We start from the raw sequence: 20,168 nt of genomic DNA, 5'->3' as shown, positions 1-20,168 counted from the left end.
TAACCATCAACTGGTTACCCTCTTTCATTTTATTATTGATAATAAAAATCATTTTCATTCAAGAATATAGAAATTCATTTTATTTTTCTTCATGAAAAGGATATTTGGGTGACAATATCGTGAGTTTGAGCGATAAAATCAAAAGTTTGATCGATATAATCGTGAATTCGCCGTTTACTCGTGAATTCGCACTATTTACTCGTGAGTTTGAGCAGTTTTCCCGTGAATTCGCACTATTTACTCGTGAATTTAGGCAGTTTACTCGTGAGTTTGAGCAGTTTACTCGTGAGTTGAGCAGATTACTCGTGAGTTTAGGCAGTTTACTCGTGAATTTGAGCAGTTTACTCGTGAGTTTGGGCAGTTTACTCGTGAGTTTAGGCATTTTACTCGTGAATTTGCACTATTTACTCGTGAGTTTGATCGATTACTTTTGAAAGGGTCAGCCCGTCACCGATTGGGATTAGCATGGATTCCAGTTGAGGATGTTTGGCCACGGTTTCATTGAATGCCTTCATGAAGGCAGTGTGACGTTTAGGTTCAGCATCCGGATCTGCGACACTGCCCCTTGCAAGTACGTTATCCATGACGATTAAAGCGCCTGGTTCTGCGAGTTTAATGCAATATTGCAGGTAATTTTCATAATTGTCCTTGTCAGCATCTATAAAGAAGAAATCAAATTTCTTGTTATCATGAGCGAGTTTTTCAAGGCTTTGCAGGGCTTCTCCGGTCATATAGGATACTTGATCGCCAAAGCCAGCTTTGGATAGATTGCGATAAGCTAATTTTGCGTATTCCTCCTGTAATTCAAGGGAGGTTAATTTACCTTTGCTGCCGAAACCCCTGGCAAGGCAGATCCCGCTATAGCCTCCAAGAGCGCCTATTTCCAACACATTTTTAGCTCCTGAAATCGATATGAGCATGGTAAGAAGTTTCCCAGATGAGGGAGATACCGATATGGACGGCATACCGTTTTCTTGTATGGACGCAATGACTTCTTCCAAGAGATCATCTTTAGTATAAAATAATGAATCGATATAACCGTTAATTTGTTTCATTCATTTCCATTCCTTTCTCATTGGAAGTTTCCTTTTCTTCACTGCCCTTTTCGGCTGCTTCTTCATTTTCTTGTATTTCGAATAATTGAATGAATTCGTTGATTAACATATCAATCGCTTTTAATTCACCGACTAAGATTTTATGTAGTCGTTAGTTTAGCATAGATGATAAAGAACAGTGTTAATTCGGCTATTATCACAATATTCGGTACACCGACAAACAAATTAAAAATAAAAAAGACGGCTAAAATCCCTAAAAATAACCCTAAATGATATATTTGCAACCGCTGGTGCTTATGTCTATATTGGTGGAAAACAAACGTTGCTGACATGAAATAGAGCAATACGGAACCAAAAACAAAATAGAGGATAAATGAATAATGGACCTCATGTAAAAACAATAACCTGATGGCTGCTGCAATCATGCTTATAGACATTAAAATAAACAGATGACCGTAAATGATGATTTGGCCGGAAGATTGTACAGACTTGTCGACTTTCTTGTCCATATTATCGAAATATTGCCACCACATGGCTATTATCAGCGCAAATGAAATGATGGAAAAGGCTATCGAATCCCAATTTCCTTGTTTAGGTTGAATGACCGCAAGCGTGCTTACCAGAGCTTCCCCAAAGAGAATGATGGTGAATAGGCCAAAACGCTCCAACAGGTGGGCCGTATTTGTAGGAACCTTTTCCAAGCACTTTCTTCCAAGGATCGGGACAACGATATCGACCAGGATGCCCAAATACAACACAGCATACCTAAGCCAAGAATCAAAAAGGACGGACAATATTGAAATGGCGATTCCAATCCAAAAATACCTTCCCAAAAAGAGTGCTGCCTTTTTTCGAAATCCCTCTTCTATCCGCTGTACAACGAGATATTGGATAGCAGTAACGGCTCTTAAACCAATATAACCAATTAAAAAAGAAAGGTAATAAGGATCAAAATCTGCAGATAAGCTTGATGTCATGATCAGGACAAAAAACATTTGCAATATCAAAAATAGCCGTTGATGAAATACATCCTTTCCAAACCGGTTAATAAATATGGTTTGCCCTACCCAAGCCCACCAGATAGGAATAAAAATCAGCACGAACTTTAATAAATACTCTGGGTGGATATATCCATCTTCAACATGCAGTAAAACATGAGTTGCGCCCGCAACGGCAGCCACAAATAACAAATCATAAAAGAGCTCTAACCATGTAACTTTCTTTTCATCCATTTCTGTACTCCTCCCAACGCCTTATAGGTTATAGTATGTTGGAAACATTCAGAAAATGGAAGGGGTCCAATATAACTTTGGGATAAGATATGAAGTTCTTTTTTTCCAATATTAAGTTAAGCCAAATTTAGTACATACAAGCGTGTAATTAGGAATAACGTCACTTTTTTACTTTTGGTATATTGTGGTACCGCATGAGATAAACAGGGAGGGAAGTAGATGACCAGAACCATCGGCCGTATTTGCGGCAGTTTATAAGGGAAAATTCTTATAATCGAATCATTGCTCAATCATTGATAGATATGGTTGATTCGTATCAATTTCGCTGGATCGAAATTAATGATCTTCCGTTGTTTAACGAAGATCTAGAAATTAGTGGGGTTCCAGAAACAGTGACATCATTTAAATCCGCCATCCAGGACGTCGACGGTATCATTATCGCAAGTCCTGAAAACGATTCTGGAATGCCAGACGTATTAAAAAATGCAATGGACTGGGCATCAAGACCTCGTGAGTCCGCCGTTCTTACCAAAAAACCAGTTGGCCTTGGCAGACAGTCGGCGGAAAGGGATCGGATTTCTGAAATCAAGCTACTTCTTCTTGGGTTTTGTAAAATATGAACGTTGATTTCCCTTTCATTTTGATTAGATGAAGCTAAGTTTAGCCCTTTAAAGCGCCTCATTCCACCCCCTCAACTTTCATCCCCGAATCCCCTTTATACCTTATCCTCATGACCACACTTGCCTCCAAACTGCATATGTACAAACCTTCCAAATATAGCCTGTATTGAAAACTGATTACATGCGGTATTGTGCACAAATATTTAAAGAGTATATTATTGTGCAGTACCCATGACAACATTCGGACTGAGAAACGCTACATTTTTAATAAGAAGTGAGATATCGTAGAAGCAGGGAGAGGGATTGAGAATGTTTTTAGATGAAAGAAGCGCCAATTTACTACAACTATTACAGCATTCGCCCATTTCAAAAATGAAAGAACTTGAAGCCCAAACAGGTCTGACGAGAAGGCAGATTCAATATGGATTGAGCAAAGCGAATGACTGGCTCCAATTTCATGGATATCAACCGATTCAATATAATCGTGAAATGGGCTACTCCTTTTCTGAAACAATCAGGGATGAAGAATTGAATGTAAAACTGACAAAACGCAATTATATATTTTCAGAGACAGATAGGGAAAAGGTTTTTTACCTCATGATCCTGTTAAGCCAAGAAGAATTGTCCGTCTATCATTTTCAGACGATCACCGGGGTTTCGCGAAATACGGTGCTGAAGGATTTAAAAAGACTTAAAGATAAAAACAGGGACATATCGCTCAAGATCCAGTATTCCAAACAAGATGGCTACGTGGTGATTGGGGACAGCCGAACAAAGAGATATATCATTGAACGTCTCGTGCATGATGTACTGAACAGTCCCAATAGTGAATGGATCATGGAATGCATATGGGGAAATCATGAAAAGCAAATCAGCTCGATCCGGTTGCAGCTTGAAAGCGCCGAACGTAAATTGGGCATCACCTTTACGGATGAACGACTTCATGAACTGAGCTATTTATTTCTATGTACAGATCAGCTCATAGGAAAAGGGGAAGAGTTACAGGCCGACCAGAGCTGGACGCCGTTTGTTGCGACGGAAGAATACAAACTGGTCGAGGAGATGACCAGGACGGATGCCTTTCAATCAGTATGGAGCGAAACGGAAAACTTATATGCAGCCTTACATTTATTGAGCATGAATCGAACGAAGGATATTTCCCCTCTTAAGGATGATGAAGTCATTCAACACCTTTTGCAGGAAATCGTGGAAGAGTTCGAGAGGCTGGCATTTGTTCACCTGAAAGACAAAGAGCAGCTATGCCAGCAATTATACGTTCATTTTAAACCGGCATATTATCGACTGCGGTATGGTCTTCCGCAAATGAATCCGATGACGGGACGGGTGCAGAAGGTCTATCCCGAACTGCATCATTTGACAAAGAAATCCCTGTGGGTTTTGGAGAAAGAGGTTGGCTGTCCAGTATCGGAAGAAGAAGTGGCCTATTTCACGATTTATTTTGGCGGATGGCTGCGCAGGCAAGGAACCACATTGGATGATCGAAAACGGGCGATTGTCGTATGCCCGAATGGTATCGGCATCAGCAATATCCTCATTTATACATTGAGGGAGTTATTTCCTGATATTTTGTTCCTGGATGTTTTGTCCGTTAGAAATGCGGCTGAATACCCGCTGTCGTACGATCTTGTTTTCTCGACGGTGCATATGAGAACAAAAGCGGCATTATTCGTTGTACCGCCGATTTTGGAAATGCAGGACAAACATACATTGCGCCAGCAGGTCATGCAGGAATTGTATGGATATACGACGGAAAGTGTGGATGTTGCAGCTTTATTAAAGATCATTTCCAAGTATGCAACCATCCATGAACAGGATCAGCTTGAAAAGGCTTTGAAGTCGAATGTGTATACCCATACACCAAAAATAACCCAATTTTCTTTAAAGGAGGCAGAGAAGCCCGTGTTAGAAGAACTGCTCAATATGCAAACGATCCAATTACAGCAGCAAGTTTCCGATTGGAAAGAAGCGATTCAAGTCGCGGCCAAGCCTCTCGTGGACTTAGGTACCGTCGAAGAACGATATGTGGATGCAATGATCGAGGCCATAGAAACGAATGGACCATATGTAGTGATAACGCCTGGAGTGGCGATTCCCCATGCACGCCCGGAGCAGGGGGTCAGGTCTTTATCCATGAGTTTGCTGAAATTGGACGAAGCCGTGGACTTTGCTCCGGATAAACCGGTCCGCCTGATTATCATTTTGGCGGCCGTAGATAACGATTCGCATCTGCGGGCATTGATCCAGCTCACTCAATTATTGAATGATCCGGCCAATATAGAAGAAATAGTAAGCACTTCAGATAAATCGGTCCTTATGGAGTACGTTCATAAATATTCGAAGGAGGAAGCGGAATGAAAATCATGGTAGTATGCGGAAACGGATTGGGAAGCAGCTTCATCATGGAGATGAATGTGAAGAAAGCATTGACGGAAATGGGGAAGACGGCCGAGGTGGATCATACGGATCTGGCATCCGCAAAAACGGTTCAAGCTGACATTTTCCTGGGGGCAGCGGATATTGTCGGCCAGCTGGATGATGGAACCCGGACGATTGTCACACTGGAGAACATGATGAGCATCCCTGAAATCAAATCTAAATTGGAAATGCATGTAGGATAAAAAAAGGAGAGATTGATATGAAGAAAATCATGGTAGTATGCGGAAATGGATTGGGAAGCAGCTTCATCATGGAGATGAATGTGAAGAAAGCATTGACGGAAATGGGGAAGACAGCCGAGGTGGACCATACGGATCTGGCATCCGCAAAAACGGTTCAGGCTGATATTTTCCTGGGAGCGGCGGATATTGTCGGTCAGCTGGATGATGGAACCCGGACGATCGTCACACTGGAAAACATGATGAGCATTCCTGAAATCACATCGAAATTAACTTCACATCTATAAGAAGAAAACATAAAGAATAGGGGGAGAGGCAATGCTGGAACTTATCATGAATGACATCTTGGGTACACCTTCCATACTTGTGGGGCTGTTTGCCCTCATTGGACTGCTGTTACAGCGGAAATCCAGTGCGGATGTCGTATCTGGAACGCTAAAAACCGTCATGGGCTTCATTATCATCGGAGCGGGAGCGGCAGTGCTCATTGGCGCCCTTGATATATTCAGTAAAATGTTCGATCATGCATTCAACGTACAAGGCGTCATACCGAATAACGAAGCCATTGTCGCAGCCGCCCAAAGTGATTTTGGGACTTCGACTGCACTTATCATGGTATTTGGGATGGTTGTCAATGTTTTGCTTGCTCGTTTCACGCCATTTAAATATATATTTTTAACGGGACACCATACCTTATTCATGGCTTGTTTACTTGCAGTCACCCTATCCGTCGGCGGGCTCAGCGGATTTCCGCTTATCTTGGTCGGCTCCATTCTATTAGGAGTATCCATGGTGTTGTTCCCAGCCCTCCTTCAGCCATACGTACGGAAAATTACCGGCAGCGATGATTTTGCCATCGGCCATTTCGGGACAATCGGATATTTCGTATCCGCGACTGTGGGAAAATGGTTTGGAAATAAGGAAAAAACGACAGAGCAAATCAAGGTTCCCAAGTCTTTAGGATTCCTGAGGGACACATCGGTCGCTGTATCGCTTACAATGACGATGTTCTTCGTGATCGTCGCATTGTTTGCCGGGCAGAACTATATTGAAACGGAATTATCCGGCGGTTCGAACTTCATCGTATTCTCTTTCATCCAGGCGATAACATTTGCTGCGGGAGTCTACATCATCCTTGCAGGAGTACGGATGTTAATTGCTGAAATCGTCCCTGCATTCAAAGGGATTGCCGATAAAGTGGCGCCGAATACAAAACCTGCATTGGACTGTCCGACCATCTTTCCATTCGCTCCAAATGCAGTGATCATCGGGTTTCTATTCAGTTTCCTGGCTGGACTACTATCCATGTTCCTCCTTCCGGCACTTGGATTGAAAGTAATCGTTCCTGGGCTCGTACCGCATTTCTTCACCGGAGCTGCAGCAGGTGTTTTCGGAAATGCCACGGGAGGCAGACGCGGAGCGATGCTTGGATCGTTTGCAAACGGACTCATCATCAGTTTCCTGCCGGCAATACTCCTGGTCTTCTTGGGGGATGTAGGGTTTGAAGGCACCACATTTGGTGATTCGGACTTCGGTGTGGTAGGTCTCTTGATCCTGAGTGTCATGAAACTTTTAGGATTATCCTAAACTGTTATACTGATAAGGTACAGAAGTAAAAATATATGAATGAAACCAACAGCCTAAGATCTTAAAGATAATGGGCTGTTGGCATTTTCATCATCATTCTGATTTTTGAGGTGATTGGCATGGCCAACAAAGCAATTGTGCTCGATTTGGATGGCACGACATTGAACGAAAGAAATACTGTGAATGAGACGCTGGAACAATACATAGGCGAACTTAGGGAAAGCGGTAAGCTGATTTTCATTGCAACAGGAAGAACGCTGGAAGAGGTGAGGGACGTTTTGCCGGCCGACATGGGGGCCGATGGAATGGTGACCGCCAATGGAATGTCCGTATTCATCGGAAAGGAACAGATTGTCGAGCACGCCCTGCCGACGGAACTTGTCGAAGAATTGGTCGCCAAAGCAGGAGCGGAAGAGATTTTTTATGAAGTTCATCCGAACGAAGGAACACGGATGGCATTACTTAAAGATAAAGACTATATGGTTAAACAAGGTATGATACCAAAACCTGGGACGGTCGATGAAAATGAATGGCTATCAAGACAGGATGCAGTCGAAGACAAAATAAGATGGTCAGAACAACTGGATATAAAGAGCGTCGCCAAAATCTACTTTTTCAGCAATGAAATGAATACGATTCGAAAATGGAAAGCGGAGTTGGGGAAAATCAAGCAGTACAATGCCTTTACCACAGCTTCCTCCACCCATCATAATGTAGAAGTGACGGTGGAAGGCATCACAAAAGCAACAGGCGTTCAACTGCTGCTGAAACATTTTCAGCTAGCACCCGAAGAGATCCTGGCAGTAGGCGATGGTGAAAATGACCTCCCGCTATTTAAACTCGCCGGACATTGCGTTGCCATGAAAAACGCAACTGACCTTGTCAAAGAACAAGCCGATGAGGTGACGGAGTATTCATATCGAGAAGATGGACTGTATCGCTTTTTAAAGGCAAAGTTTCACTGAAACCTGGAAGAGCGAGTGTCATACGTTCCAAACAACGTATGAGTTTTGACAACTTAACTATGTCTACAAAAGGGGTTCGGAATGGTATCATTCCGGACCTTGATATTAAACAAGATTCCTTAATGGTTTTAAACTGTTTGAAACCCTCAAAGGATTGAAGAAATTTGCGACACTCCTCCCGAATAACAGGCTAGACGAGACCCCACAGACGCTTGCTTTGATGCGGCTTGGCAGACAGCCAGCGGAAAGGGAGCGGATTTCTGACATCAACGCCGAACGTGTTTTAATTTGTCTACAGTCTAGAAGTTACAGCAGTTTATAGACAAAAAGAGATCCATCTAAGTTTTAAAGGCAAAGTTGATTGGAACGGAAGGTACGAGACTCCTGCGGGAAAAGCGTGTCCAGGGAAGACCCCACAGGCGCAAAGGCGCCGAGGGCGGACCGCCCGCGGAAAGCGAGTGCCCTACGTTCCAATCAACGATTTTTGCAAACTCAATTAATATCGAGCTTATCTCCAGAGCCCATCTATAAAGATCGGCTCTTTTTCCTATAGGATAAGATGAGCAACAAACGCTTACTTTAAATCCTCATATTTTCCGAAAAATACAACCTGACGCAATCCAAAACCCAAAACAGTTCCATAACTGGAAGTAAAATTTTAAATATTATGATATATTAAAGGGAAATCATAATATTTATATTGATATAAATACGTTATTTTAGTTTCCTAGGATAACAATACTAGACGTAGAAAGGATTTATGAAGCATGAAGAGAGTGACGACAGAAGATGTGGCCAAAATAGCGGGTGTTTCACAATCAACCGTTTCCAGGGTGCTGAATGATTACCCCTATATTAAGAAAAATACGCGTGACAAGGTTCTTGCTGTAATTAATGAACTGGGATTTACAAGGGATGAAATAGCCAGAAGCCTTGTTGAAAAAAGAACCAAATCAATAGGGTTGATATTGGGGAGCATTTCAAATCCATTCTTTGCCGAAACGGCGGAAGTCATCATAGAAAGGGCACAAGAATTAAAATATGATGTCATCGTTTACAACACGGGGCATAAAGATGAAAACTTGGAACAAGCCATTAATTTGCTTATTGGCAAAAGGGTAGAGGGAATCATCCTTACAAGCGTGAGTAAAAATTATACTGAAAAAATTAAGAAGTTACATGATAATGGATTTCCCGTATTATTATATAATAGTTTCCTCGATATCAAGGACGTTAATTTTATCGTAATGGACAATAATAAAGGTGCCAGGCTCGCTGTTCAGCATCTAATAAAATTAGGACATAAAAAAATAGCGAAAATATCCGGCCCATCCAAATACTTGGCAACATATGAACGAACGGTTGGTTATAAAGAAGAGATGATGGAGAACGGGTATGAAATTGATGAAGGCTTGATTTTCAATAGCGAATTTTCCTATGACAAGATTTATTCATTTACAAAAAAACTGCTGAAAAAGAAGGATAGGCCGACTGCAATCATAGCCGCATCCGATCAGATGGCTCTCGCAGTCCTAGATGCAGCTTCAAGCCTAAATTTGAAAATCCCTACTGATTTATCGGTTGTTGGGTTTGATAATATAAGATTGTCCGCTAATGAATTCATAGGGCTGACCACAATATCCCAACAAATGGATCAAATGTCTTTAACAGCTCTGGAAAAATTAATCTATCTCATCGAAAATAAAGAAACATCATCTTCATCCATACAAATTTTCCTTAAGCCTGAACTGATGGTCCGTAAAACAACAGGGCCAGCCCCCGTACAAGATTAAGGGGAATGGCCGGTTTTGGATCGGACCTTATGTGTATTAACTTTCATAAAAATCGGGAATTTTTAAAATTTTACTATTTACAAAAGTCAGAAAGTTGTTTATATTTTAATTTGTAATCGCTAACAAGTATTTTGCATCATTTTGAATACGTATTCAAAATCAAAATGCAAAATGAAAAATCGCCTCGATGAGGTAAAGATAGGTGATAGATTGGATATAAATCATTTATTTAATTTAAGCGGTAAAGTGGCCATCATAACGGGTGCAAGTAAAGGAATCGGTAAAGACTTAGCCCATTTGCTTGCGCAGGCCGGTGCCGATATAGCAATAGTTGCCCGCAATAAACAGCAACTTGAAGAAGCAGCACATGAAATCGGGCAAACCGGTGTAAATGTCTTACCCGTTTCATTCGACTTAACAAAGGTTGAAGAAACGGCACAAGTAATGGAAGGGATATACAAACACTTCGGTAAGATTGATATTTTAATAAATAATGCAGGAATAAACGTGGCAAAGCCAGCTGAAGTGTTGACATCGCAAGAGTGGGACACCGTCCTGGACATTAATTTAAAAAGTGTATTTTTTACGAGCCAAGCGGCAGGGAAGTATATGATCGACCAAAAAAAAGGCAAGATCATAAACATGTCTTCGCAAATGGCATTCGTCGGTTATTACAAACGGGCTGCATACTCCTCCAGTAAAGGAGGAATTACACAGCTGACGAAAGCGCTCGCGATAGAATGGGCACCGCATCAAGTCAATGTCAATGCCATTGCTCCAACCTTCATTGAAACACCGATGACCAAGCAGATGTTTGAAGATGAAACGTTCAAAGATGAAGTATTGAGCAGGATTCCGCTTGGCAGACTTGCTAAAACGGAGGATCTATTTGGCGGCGTGGTTTACCTGGCATCAGATTGTTCAGATATGATGACAGGTCAAACATTGGTGGTCGATGGCGGTTGGACCGTCTGGTGAGTTTTTTGAATACGTATTCAAAAGGAGGGTGAATGATGTCTATAGCTCAAAATATAATCCAAGATTTTCGAATGCCGACAGTTTTCCGAGTTGGTGTTGGGGCATTTACGACGTTAGTAAAGGAAATTGAAGAGCTGGGAGCCAAGAAGGTTGCGATTGTAAGTGACAAGGGTCTGGAAAAAGTTGGCGTTGTTCAAAAAGTGTTGGATCATATTAAGCCTCTATCCGTACCAACCATTACATATACGGAGATCTCGGGAGAGCCGACGTTTCAGCTATTGAAGGAGGCCGTACTAACGCTAGATGCCGAGAAATGTGATGTAATCATCGGAATCGGCGGGGGAAGTGCGCTGGATGTAGCAAAAGCAACAGCAGCTTTATGCGGGAAAGACGATATAACAAGTTATCTTAACGGTGAAAAAGTGGTGAAAACGAGAACGGTTAAATGCATTCTTTTGCCGACAACTTCAGGAACAGGTTCGGAAGTGACGATGAATGCCATTTTCGGTGATGAAGAGCAGCAAGTAAAAAGAGGGATCGTAAGCCCGGTATTCCTTCCGGATGTAGCGATCATCGATCCGGAATTGACCATTTCCTGCCCGGCACGAGTTACTGCGGCATCAGGGGTGGACGCCTTTACACATGCCATTGAATCTTATATTGCCATCAAGGCTACACCGCTTACGAAAGTTTATTCAGAGAAAGCAATGAAACTATTTCCTTCGAACATTACGAGAGCTGTCCATAACGGAAATGATTTGGATGCACGGACAGGAATGAGCTGGGTAAGTTCATTAGCGGGTGTGGCTCTAGCAAATGCAGGGGTTGGGGCGGTTCATGCACTGGCCTATCCGCTAGGCGGTAAATACCATATTGAGCATGGTGTCGCAAATGCCCTTTTAATGCCATTCGTTTTCGAAGTGATTGGGAAGACATGCACGGAAGAAATGATGGAGGTAGCGTCCTTTTTACAGTTGGGTGATTTCAAATCACAGCCAAGCGAAGCATTGAAGGCAGTTGTTGATTATATGTATCAGCTTCTGGAGGATCTTGATTTACCTACATCGTTATCAGAACTTGGGATTGAAGAGGAATCATTACCGATACTGGCGGAACAGGCGGCCAAAATTGATCGCTTGCTATCGAACACTCCTTATAAGCTAAATGAACAAAAGATTCTCGGAATCTACCAAAGCGCCTTTAAAGGAAGGGTGGGAAACTGACTTGATCAAGACAAATTCCGATAAAAAGAGATTATACATCGGCGGCGAGTGGCTGGAAGGTAATGATCATTACGATCTTCGGTCCCCTTATTCCGGCAAAGTGATCGCGCAAGTGCCTTTGGCAGAAAAGGAGACGGTACTAAAAGCGATAAAATGTGCGGAACAAGGTGCAAAAGAAATGAAAAAGCTAACAGCCCTTGAGCGCTCCAATATCCTGGAACGTGCAGCCGAAATTTTCAAGGAAAGACTTGAGGAATGTGCATTAATACTCGCTAAGGAAAATGCTAAGCCATTAAAGGCGGCAAGGGGCGAAATTTTACGCACGATTGAAACATACAAGTTTGCAGCAGAAGAGGCAAAACGGATTCATGGTGAAACGATTCCGATGGATGCCGCTAAAAATGGCAAAGGACGCTTTGCTTATACAAAGCGTGAACCGCTCGGCGTCATTGCTGCCATCACACCATTTAACTTTCCATTTAATTTAGCGGCACATAAGCTTGGTCCCGCGTTTGCTGCAGGCAACTCGGTCATTTTAAAACCGGCTTCACAGACACCGCTTAGTGCATTGGCCGCAGCCGGAATTTTTGAAGAAGCAGGTTTACCTAAAGGCGCCCTGAATGTTGTCACAGGTAAAGGAAGCGTCGTCGGCGACGTATTGGTCACTGATCCGAGAATTAAAATGGTCACATTTACAGGAAGTGTCGAAGTCGGTTTGGGGATCAAAGAAAGAGCTGGCTTGAAAAAGGTGACATTGGAGCTTGGTTCCAATTCTGCTGTCATCATCGACAGTGCTGCTGACTTGGATGCCGTTGCGCAGCGTTGTGTCGAAGGTTCCTTTGCCTATTCAGGTCAGGTTTGCATCTCTATCCAGCGAATTTATGTACAGGAAGATTTATATGAGTCATTTTTGCAAAAGTTTACCGAAAAGACGAAGCAGTTAAAATTTGGAGATCCGGAATCAGAAGATACAGATCTTTCCGCGTTGATCAGTATAAATGAAGCAAAACGAGTCGAAGGGTGGATCGAATCGGCTAGAAACGCTGGAACGGAAATCGCATATGGCGGTCAAAGAACAGGTGCAATCCTTCACCCAACCATTATCAAAAATGCGGGGTCAACACAGGAAGTAAGCTGCCAGGAAGCATTTGCCCCCATCGTTTCAGTCAATTCCTATAAAACATGGGATGAAGCCATCGACCTTGTGAATGATTCTTTATACGGCCTCCAAGCAGGCGTCTATACGACTTCGATGCCAAAAGCTTTTGATGCTGTTGAACGGCTTGAGGTCGGAGGTGTCATCGTGAATGACATACCATCATTCAGGGTGGATCACATGCCATATGGCGGAGTGAAAAACAGCGGGACAGGCAGGGAAGGGATTAAGTATTCAGTCGAGGAAATGACTGAATTAAAACTAGCCGTCTTTACTCTCTAAATAGCGCGGTCATGAAAATAAAAAATTAACGAACACGGAAGGGGAAATTAAAATGTCAGTACAAGAACCTAAAGTAAAAAAAGCGGTAACGAATGAGGAAATGGAAAACAATTGGATCGTCCGTTTTGATCAAATGAAATCAAAAGGAATACCATTAATGTTCATTGATAGTATCATTCCAGGTCATCAACGTATCAACTATACATTGATTGGGGATACAGCAAGCGAAAATGATAATTTCACACCTGAAATTACCGAGCCGCATGGTTTTCAAATCGGAATGGTGAAAGCCCAGAAAGGAAACGGTCCTGCTTACCATACGCATGATTACATTGAATCCTTCCTTCCTCTTTCAGGAAAATGGCGTTTCTACTGGGGGAAGGGTCCTGATGAAATTGATGGCGAAACGATCATCGATCAATGGGACTTAATTTCATTACCGCCAGGCTTATGGAGAGGATTCGAAAACATCAGTGAAGAAGATGCTTGGATCTTCGCCGTTCTTGAACAACATAAAGTATTTGATGGAAAAGACCCTTACTGGTCGCCAAAAGTGATCAAGGATGCAGCTGAATATGGATTCTTTGCCAATGATTTAGGCAAAATGATTAAACCGGATAACTTTGAAGAACTTGAAAAGGAAATTGCCGATAAATTGAAAATGGGTGAAAAATAAGGATGGGTAATGTACCGCTCATTTTGCTTCCGGGTACGCTTTGTGATGAGCGTCTATGGGAAATGGTGAACCTATCAGATCTAGCAGATGTGAAAGTCTGTGATGTATCGAAGGCTGATACTATAGAAGGAATCGCAAAGTCGGTATTGGAAGAGGCACCTGATAAGTTTGCACTTGCAGGCTTATCCCTGGGTGGCATCATTTCTCTGGAAATCATGCGAATAGCACCGGAACGGGTCATAAAGCTAGCGTTACTTGATACGAATCCAAACCCTCCTAGCCTGGAACAAATCGAAGGCTGGGAGAGGTTCATCGAAATGGCGAATAATGGCCAATTTCTCGATATTACATGCAATTATCTTCTCCCGGTGTTAATCCATCCGGACCGGAGAAATGATGAAGCATTAGTTTCAAAGATCATCGATATGGCTGAAAAAGTCGGCAAAGAAGGGTATATCAATCAGTTAAAAGCCGTGATGACGCGCTCTGACCAACGTCCCATCCTTGCTGCTATTGAATGCCCGACCATGATTTTGGCAGGAAAGGAAGACAGGGTATGTCCTGTTCATATGTCCGAATTTCTAAAAGAGAACATCCCGGCGGCGAGTCTTGAAATCATTAGTCATTCGGGTCATTTAAGTACGTTAGAACAGCCTGAAAAAGTGAGCGCTGCAATGAGGAAATGGTTGTCAGGTAATTGAAGTGCCGGGAACTGGACATGATTTTGCAGCATGGAACGAGATACAGTCTGCAGAAAGAGAGGGAAGACGATGAAGAATAATGCCATAAAGGAAAAAATCAAACGCGGGGAACAAGTTCTTGGTGCATTTTTAGGGATAAATTCCCCGCCATTAGTCGAAATGCTCGGTTATGCCGGCTTTGATTTCGTCGTAATAGATGACGAGCATGGTGCATTCAGTGCATCAGAGCTTGAAAACATTATCCGTACGGCAGATTCTGTTGGGGCTGTCCCGATCGTCCGGGTTTCATATGACCCTTCCAGTATTCAAAAGGCTTTAGATCGCGGAGCAAAAGGTGTACAAGTACCAATGGTCAATACAAAAGAAGAGGCACTTGAGGTAGTTAAGCGGGCTAAATTCCCTCCATATGGAAATAGAGGAGTATCGTATTCCACCAGACCGGCGCGCTACGGAAAAGATGGCGGAAAACCCTATTTAGATGAGAGTAATGAAAATGTTATGATAATTGTGCATATTGAGACACTTGCTGCAGCAAACAATTTTGAAGACATTGCAACAGTTCCTGGCATTGATTTGGCATTTATCGGTTCTACAGACCTCTCGGTGAACATGGGATACCAACTGGAAGGCGCAAGTCATCCTGAAGTGCAAAGGGTCATCGATGAATTGTTCATAAAAGGGAAAGAGCTTGATATGCCAATTGGTACCGTAGCCAGTAACAGCGCTGCCGCTAATGGGGCTTTTGACAAAGGCGCCCAATATGTCGGGGTCATATTGAATAATGTGATTACGTCTGCGTTAAATGATGTTGTCTCTGCAAGCAAGGCCACTCAATCTGTTAAATGACTTTACAAGAAGTACAGCATTTTGACGAAACTACTTTATACGAAAAGGATGGTAATAATGGCAGAAAAAAAGACAGGTTCAGTGCAAGTAGCTCCAAAAGAAGAAAAAACAACAATGAATGCAAGCCAACCGGTCAAGAAAACACCGAACTTCATCTTCTATGCGGATGCTGAAGACGTTAATATGCTCGATACAAAAGATGATTATGATTACATTAATATAGAAGAAACGAATCAAAAGAAACAGAGAATGAACGGCTTTGACCCGGAATACAACAACATCGTTGATTATATTGTGAAAATCACACGGCAAATCTGGAAAGAGAAAGACATTGGACTTATTTACGATACGTATAGCACAAGCATATCCGTTCATAAAGGGCTGATCAATAGCCATGGGGTTAACGAAGTCATCTCAGGTACACTGCAAACACTGCATGCTTTTCCGGATCGGAAAGGGCTTGGGTGGAGTGTAATCTGGTCAGGGGATGATGAAGCAGGATTTTTCACTTCACACCGGGGCCGTTCTGTTGCAACGAACCTTGGAGATAGTTTATACGGTCCTGCCACAGGAAAGAAAGTGATGTTCAGAACAAGCGCTGATTGTATGATCTTAAATAATAAGATTTACGAAGAATGGCTTGTGATGGATACATATCATCTGGTCCTGCAACTTGGCTTGGATCCGGTCGAGTTTGCTAAAAAAATGGCCAAAAGTACGCAGAAGCTTGCTCCTGCTATACAGTTTGGATTTAAAGAGACAGCAGAAACGGGGCTACCTCCAAAACTATTCACACCATCCTCTGATGAGTTCGAGATAGGGGAGTTCATGCAGCTTGTATTCAATCGAATTTGGGCTCGGCGCTCATTTAACTTTGTTCGGGAATATTATGAGGAAAATGCAGTCGTTCATTATGTCTGCAACAAGGATGTAATCGGAGTAAGTGAAATTCAAGGAATGTTCATGAGCCTCTTTGCCTCCATACCGAATGGGAAGGTGATTCTTGAGAGGGTGACTTGCAATAGGCGCGGCTCTGACAGTGATTGGGATGTAGCGGTTCGCTGGAGAATACAAGGAGTGCACGAAGGAACGGGATACTTCGGAGCCCCTAGCGGAAAAGCCATTGATATTGCCGGCATCAGCCACTATAAAATCCGTAATGAAAAAATTTCGGAGGAATGGCTATTGTTTGATGGAATGGAAGTGTTGCGTCAAATCTATTTGCCTGATGAAAACGAATCACAACAAGATGGTGAATCCACAATGGATGATGGGAATTTTACCGGCGTATCATGATTGCCAGTTGACGGCTGTGCTGCAGCCGTCTCTTCACTAAACAACGATTAGGGGGAAAATAGGATGGAATATATGAAAAAAGCGGACGTAGTTGAACAGACCTCTTCACATGACGTGGAACAAACGGTGAAGTCGATTATTGAACATGTAAAAGCAGGCGGGGATGATGCCGTACGGGAATATGAAAAAAAATTCGGTGATTCCGATCGTCCGGTCCGGGTTAGTGAAGAGGAAATTGAACATTGTATCAGGACTCTTCCAGAAGAGGTAAAGGTGCTGATCGATCGAGTCGTGGAAAGAGTATCCGATTTTGCTAAAGCACAGTTGAGCTGCCTCACTCCATTCGAAAAGGATTTTGGCGAGGGTATTAAGATGGGGCATAGAATCGTACCGATCGAAAAGGTGGGGGCTTATGTTCCAGGGGGGAGATTCCCGTTATTGTCATCAGGACCCATGGTCGTTGCACCGGCAAAGGTAGCAGGAGCAAAAAGAATCGTTGCAGCAAGCCCGGCCAATTATGAAGGCGGTATCCATCCGGCCGTTTTATATGGCTTGATCCGCTCCGGTGCTACAGACATTTTTGCAATTGGCGGGGCGCAGGCCATCGCCGCCATGGCATATGGAACCGAATCCATCCCGGAAGTGGATATCATCGCTGGACCAGGAAACCGGTTTGTAGCAGAAGCAAAACGTCAAGTGTTCGGTAAAGTGGGCATAGACCTTATTGCCGGGCCAAGTGAAGTGATGGTTTTTGCTGATGATTCGGCTTCACCTCAGAAAATAGCGGCCGATTTACTTGCCCAGGCCGAACACGATCCGTACGCACGGGCCATTCTTGTCACAACGTCCAGAACGGTTGCCGAAGAAACAGAAAAAGCAATCGAAGGCTTTTTGAAAACCTTCTCACCATCTTCCCCTGCACACGAATCATGGGAAAAAAGAGGGGAAATCATTTATGCAGATTCATTACAAGAAGGACTGGATATTTGCAATGATTATGCCATTGAACATCTGCATTTGCATATCAAAAATAGCCGTGAATTGATGGATAAGCTAACTAATTATGGATCACTATTCCTTGATGAAGGCAGTTCCGTCGTCTTCTCTGACAAAGTCTCTGGAACGAACCATACATTGCCGACTCAAAAGGCAGCAAGATATACAGGGGGACTTTGGGCAGGAAGCTATGTGAAGGTCATGACACATCAGGAAATCACAGGTCAAGGCATTCAATTCCTGGCATCCCATGCGGAAGATCAATCCGAAATCGAAGGCTTGGAAGGCCATAAATTATCGGCCACAGTAAGGTTGACATGATGTTGAGCATATAAAAATTAGGAGACTGAAGATAAAGGGGTTCTATCTAAAAGTTAAAAAAAAGTTGATTGGAGCGGGTGTGCGAGACTCCTGCCGGAAAAGCGCGCGCCTGGGGAAGAGATCAACGTTCAAAAAAATGTAGATAAACTCGTTTTCATCGATTTTGTCTACAGTCGGCCGTAGAATATTATTCTATTGATTTAGTGAAAAGCAAATGAATGCCTATGATATTGTAAAAAATTGAATTCCTTTAGTCTATTTAACTTAAGTGAAGTGTAGGTTACTGAGGTCAAAGCGAGGACTTTATACGCTAATACAATTAGAATTTATAAAAAGTGTATTAGAGGATAATATCCTCGTTTTACCCTGCCTCGTAATTTTATATCACAGCCCAAAGGACGGTAATAAATTTATTCCTTAATATTTACTCTTTGTTGGATATTTTGGTTGTGGCATCTCAGGGGTTTACTTAAGGGCATTCGATAAAGGTCTTCAGGTATCACGAATTTTCGAGCTGATTCAACTGCTCCTTTTTTGGCAAGAGTTAAGTGAAAAATAACAATGAGGTGACCTAATGAACAAAGTCCAATTTCGGTTAAATATTATATTATTTTTCATCATAACCGTTCTCTTCTTTATTAGCATTTCAGCCTTTGATCCATTTATTTCATCATACGCCAAAGATTTAGGGATCTCACCTGCAGTGATAGGCAGTGTGATGGGAGTGACGGGGCTAGCATCCATGTTCTTCCGTTTCCCGCTTGGCGTATTCTCGGATATGCTGAACAAAAGAAGATTGATCATTCAAGTTGGGCTTTTAATTACAATCATTGGTTGGATAATCGCTTTTATAGAACCAAACGCCACTACCTTATATCTCGCGAAATTTTTGGATGGTATAACGGGGGCTACATGGGTTCTATATACTGTAATGTTTGCCTCTTATTTCGGTGTCCATAATTCTGCAAAAGCCGTTGCTTTTTTAACTTTGGCAGATTACATTGGAGCTTTAGTGGGTTCGGTAATAGGTGGAATTGTCGCAAACAGTTACGGATATTCATATTCTTTTCTTGTTGCCGTTTTTGCTGCTTCTATCGCCTTTGTTTTAACGTTCTTTTTGAAAGAGAAAAAAGTTACAGTGAAAAGGGAAAAAGATGATATAAAAAGAATCGTTAAGGAACAAATTACCGATAAAAACTTATGGATTTTATCTCTGCTAGCAATCATAACACTGATGGCTTCTTTTGGAATGAGAGTTACATTTACACCTCTTGTGGCAAGAGATTTAGGGGCAGATGCGATTGCTCTGAGTTGGCTATCGAATACGTTTTTAATTGCAGGAGGGATTGCTGCTGCATTATGTGGAGGATTTTTTTATAAAAAGTTGGGCTTAGTGAACACAGCTATTGCAGGAGCATTTTTACAATGCGTTGTTGCTATTTTGACACCATTTGCACCAAACTTACCATTGCTCTTTTGTTTGCAAGCGCTTTCCGGTATCGCATTTGCATTGAATTTTACTGTTTTAATGTCATTAAGTATTATGGATACTCCAGAACATAAGCAATCCACGAGGATGGGGTTTTTTCAAAGCGTGTTTTCGTTTGGAATGTTTTTTGGTCCGGTTTTGATGGGGATATTGACAGAGGCATTCTCAAGGAGTTTTAGCTTTATAATAATAGGAATCCTTTCGGCTATTTCAGGTATATTGATAAAACTTTTTATTAGAACGAAAGCAAATGAAAGCTTTCCAAACATGAGGGATCAGGTTAGTTAATAGAACTATTCGGCCTATTGATTATAAA

General features: G+C 42.3%; 19 protein-coding genes and 1 pseudogene. 17 read left to right on the top strand and 3 right to left on the bottom strand.

What is annotated here, in order from left to right; all coding sequences use genetic code 11:
- The first annotated feature begins 119 nt into the window (after window positions 1-119).
- Window positions 120-434 carry a hypothetical protein gene (locus ACFX4H_RS13520; RefSeq protein WP_377435603.1) on the top strand — a complete coding sequence of 105 codons (315 nt, stop codon included), beginning with the start codon at window positions 120-122 and terminating at the stop codon, window positions 432-434.
- On the opposite strand, the gene ACFX4H_RS13515 is transcribed toward ACFX4H_RS13520, so the two are convergent.
- From ACFX4H_RS13515 to ACFX4H_RS13505, 3 genes are read right to left on the bottom strand one after another with little or no spacing between them, the layout of a single operon-like run.
- Window positions 405-1,055, bottom strand: a complete 651-nt coding sequence (locus tag ACFX4H_RS13515) for an O-methyltransferase (RefSeq protein WP_377435602.1) — start codon at window positions 1,053-1,055, stop codon at window positions 405-407. The two genes, ACFX4H_RS13520 and ACFX4H_RS13515, sit on opposite strands and share 30 nt — an antisense overlap.
- Window positions 1,042-1,164 carry a hypothetical protein gene (locus tag ACFX4H_RS13510; protein ID WP_264639418.1) on the bottom strand — a complete coding sequence of 41 codons (123 nt, stop codon included), beginning with the start codon at window positions 1,162-1,164 and terminating at the stop codon, window positions 1,042-1,044. The genes ACFX4H_RS13515 and ACFX4H_RS13510 overlap by 14 nt, the downstream gene beginning before the upstream one ends.
- 31 nt (window positions 1,165-1,195) lie before the next feature.
- Window positions 1,196-2,287 carry a low temperature requirement protein A gene (locus tag ACFX4H_RS13505; protein WP_377435601.1) on the bottom strand — a complete coding sequence of 364 codons (1,092 nt, stop codon included), beginning with the start codon at window positions 2,285-2,287 and terminating at the stop codon, window positions 1,196-1,198.
- A gap of 219 nt (window positions 2,288-2,506) precedes the next feature.
- On the opposite strand from ACFX4H_RS13505, the pseudogene ACFX4H_RS13500 reads away from it, so the two are divergent.
- From ACFX4H_RS13500 to ACFX4H_RS13425, 16 genes and pseudogenes are all read left to right on the top strand, one after another.
- Window positions 2,507-2,835: pseudogene (locus ACFX4H_RS13500) on the top strand (NADPH-dependent FMN reductase); the annotation flags it as partial.
- A gap of 381 nt (window positions 2,836-3,216) precedes the next feature.
- Complete coding sequence (locus ACFX4H_RS13495; protein WP_377435600.1) at window positions 3,217-5,283, top strand: BglG family transcription antiterminator; 2,067 nt, start codon at window positions 3,217-3,219, stop codon at window positions 5,281-5,283.
- Entirely contained in the window at window positions 5,280-5,546 is a 267-nt protein-coding gene (locus tag ACFX4H_RS13490) for a PTS sugar transporter subunit IIB (protein WP_048883162.1), read from the top strand. The genes ACFX4H_RS13495 and ACFX4H_RS13490 overlap by 4 nt, the downstream gene beginning before the upstream one ends.
- Window positions 5,547-5,563: 17 nt before the next feature.
- Window positions 5,564-5,830, top strand: a complete 267-nt coding sequence (locus tag ACFX4H_RS13485; protein WP_053536259.1) for a PTS sugar transporter subunit IIB — start codon at window positions 5,564-5,566, stop codon at window positions 5,828-5,830.
- A 31-nt stretch (window positions 5,831-5,861) separates the two neighbouring features.
- The gene (locus ACFX4H_RS13480; RefSeq protein ID WP_377435599.1) at window positions 5,862-7,130 is read left to right on the top strand and encodes a PTS ascorbate transporter subunit IIC; all 1,269 of its coding nucleotides are present in this window, start codon (window positions 5,862-5,864) and stop codon (window positions 7,128-7,130) included.
- Window positions 7,131-7,249: 119 nt separating this feature from the next.
- Window positions 7,250-8,095 (top strand): HAD family hydrolase, encoded by an 846-nt coding sequence (locus tag ACFX4H_RS13475; RefSeq protein ID WP_377435598.1) that lies wholly within the window; start codon window positions 7,250-7,252, stop codon window positions 8,093-8,095.
- A gap of 767 nt (window positions 8,096-8,862) precedes the next feature.
- The gene (locus ACFX4H_RS13470; RefSeq protein WP_377435597.1) at window positions 8,863-9,888 is read left to right on the top strand and encodes a LacI family DNA-binding transcriptional regulator; all 1,026 of its coding nucleotides are present in this window, start codon (window positions 8,863-8,865) and stop codon (window positions 9,886-9,888) included.
- A gap of 210 nt (window positions 9,889-10,098) precedes the next feature.
- On the top strand, window positions 10,099-10,866 hold the full coding sequence (locus ACFX4H_RS13465) for an SDR family NAD(P)-dependent oxidoreductase (RefSeq protein ID WP_223255775.1): 768 nt from the start codon (window positions 10,099-10,101) through the stop codon (window positions 10,864-10,866).
- Window positions 10,867-10,901: 35 nt separating this feature from the next.
- Window positions 10,902-12,089 carry an iron-containing alcohol dehydrogenase gene (locus tag ACFX4H_RS13460; protein ID WP_262871391.1) on the top strand — a complete coding sequence of 396 codons (1,188 nt, stop codon included), beginning with the start codon at window positions 10,902-10,904 and terminating at the stop codon, window positions 12,087-12,089.
- Between the two features lie 4 nt (window positions 12,090-12,093).
- Complete coding sequence (locus ACFX4H_RS13455; RefSeq protein ID WP_377435647.1) at window positions 12,094-13,527, top strand: aldehyde dehydrogenase family protein; 1,434 nt, start codon at window positions 12,094-12,096, stop codon at window positions 13,525-13,527.
- Between the two features lie 52 nt (window positions 13,528-13,579).
- Complete coding sequence (locus tag ACFX4H_RS13450; protein WP_063594732.1) at window positions 13,580-14,203, top strand: cupin domain-containing protein; 624 nt, start codon at window positions 13,580-13,582, stop codon at window positions 14,201-14,203.
- A gap of 2 nt (window positions 14,204-14,205) precedes the next feature.
- Window positions 14,206-14,904, top strand: coding sequence for an alpha/beta fold hydrolase (locus tag ACFX4H_RS13445; RefSeq protein WP_377435596.1), 699 nt, complete (start codon window positions 14,206-14,208; stop codon window positions 14,902-14,904).
- Window positions 14,905-14,973: 69 nt separating this feature from the next.
- Window positions 14,974-15,750, top strand: a complete 777-nt coding sequence (locus ACFX4H_RS13440; protein ID WP_377435595.1) for an HpcH/HpaI aldolase family protein — start codon at window positions 14,974-14,976, stop codon at window positions 15,748-15,750.
- Between the two features lie 57 nt (window positions 15,751-15,807).
- Window positions 15,808-17,046 carry an ester cyclase gene (locus ACFX4H_RS13435; protein WP_053536252.1) on the top strand — a complete coding sequence of 413 codons (1,239 nt, stop codon included), beginning with the start codon at window positions 15,808-15,810 and terminating at the stop codon, window positions 17,044-17,046.
- 63 nt (window positions 17,047-17,109) lie between these two features.
- A complete protein-coding gene (gene hisD / locus ACFX4H_RS13430) occupies window positions 17,110-18,363 on the top strand; it encodes a histidinol dehydrogenase (protein ID WP_377435594.1) in 1,254 nt (417 codons plus the stop codon).
- A 574-nt stretch (window positions 18,364-18,937) separates the two neighbouring features.
- On the top strand, window positions 18,938-20,140 hold the full coding sequence (locus tag ACFX4H_RS13425) for an MFS transporter (protein WP_377435593.1): 1,203 nt from the start codon (window positions 18,938-18,940) through the stop codon (window positions 20,138-20,140).
- Window positions 20,141-20,168 lie beyond the last annotated feature (28 nt).

The sequence above is a fragment of the Peribacillus sp. YIM B13477 genome (genome assembly GCF_042787955.1).
Classification (GTDB): domain Bacteria; phylum Bacillota; class Bacilli; order Bacillales; family DSM-1321; genus Peribacillus; species Peribacillus frigoritolerans.
Note: the sequence above shows the minus strand (reverse complement) of the source record. Positions and strands in the feature narration are given on the sequence as shown.

Coding starts and splice junctions, on each gene's coding strand:
- ACFX4H_RS13515 (WP_377435602.1), bottom strand. CDS start 1,055: ATGAAACAAATTAACGGTTATATCGATTCATTATTTTATACTAAAGAT.
- ACFX4H_RS13510 (WP_264639418.1), bottom strand. CDS start 1,164: ATGTTAATCAACGAATTCATTCAATTATTCGAAATACAAGAAAATGAA.
- ACFX4H_RS13505 (WP_377435601.1), bottom strand. CDS start 2,287: ATGGATGAAAAGAAAGTTACATGGTTAGAGCTCTTTTATGATTTGTTA.
- ACFX4H_RS13495 (WP_377435600.1), top strand. CDS start 3,217: ATGTTTTTAGATGAAAGAAGCGCCAATTTACTACAACTATTACAGCAT.
- ACFX4H_RS13490 (WP_048883162.1), top strand. CDS start 5,280: ATGAAAATCATGGTAGTATGCGGAAACGGATTGGGAAGCAGCTTCATC.
- ACFX4H_RS13485 (WP_053536259.1), top strand. CDS start 5,564: ATGAAGAAAATCATGGTAGTATGCGGAAATGGATTGGGAAGCAGCTTC.
- ACFX4H_RS13480 (WP_377435599.1), top strand. CDS start 5,862: ATGCTGGAACTTATCATGAATGACATCTTGGGTACACCTTCCATACTT.
- ACFX4H_RS13475 (WP_377435598.1), top strand. CDS start 7,250: ATGGCCAACAAAGCAATTGTGCTCGATTTGGATGGCACGACATTGAAC.
- ACFX4H_RS13470 (WP_377435597.1), top strand. CDS start 8,863: ATGAAGAGAGTGACGACAGAAGATGTGGCCAAAATAGCGGGTGTTTCA.
- ACFX4H_RS13460 (WP_262871391.1), top strand. CDS start 10,902: ATGTCTATAGCTCAAAATATAATCCAAGATTTTCGAATGCCGACAGTT.
- ACFX4H_RS13450 (WP_063594732.1), top strand. CDS start 13,580: ATGTCAGTACAAGAACCTAAAGTAAAAAAAGCGGTAACGAATGAGGAA.
- ACFX4H_RS13445 (WP_377435596.1), top strand. CDS start 14,206: ATGGGTAATGTACCGCTCATTTTGCTTCCGGGTACGCTTTGTGATGAG.
- ACFX4H_RS13440 (WP_377435595.1), top strand. CDS start 14,974: ATGAAGAATAATGCCATAAAGGAAAAAATCAAACGCGGGGAACAAGTT.
- ACFX4H_RS13435 (WP_053536252.1), top strand. CDS start 15,808: ATGGCAGAAAAAAAGACAGGTTCAGTGCAAGTAGCTCCAAAAGAAGAA.
- hisD (WP_377435594.1), top strand. CDS start 17,110: ATGGAATATATGAAAAAAGCGGACGTAGTTGAACAGACCTCTTCACAT.
- ACFX4H_RS13425 (WP_377435593.1), top strand. CDS start 18,938: ATGAACAAAGTCCAATTTCGGTTAAATATTATATTATTTTTCATCATA.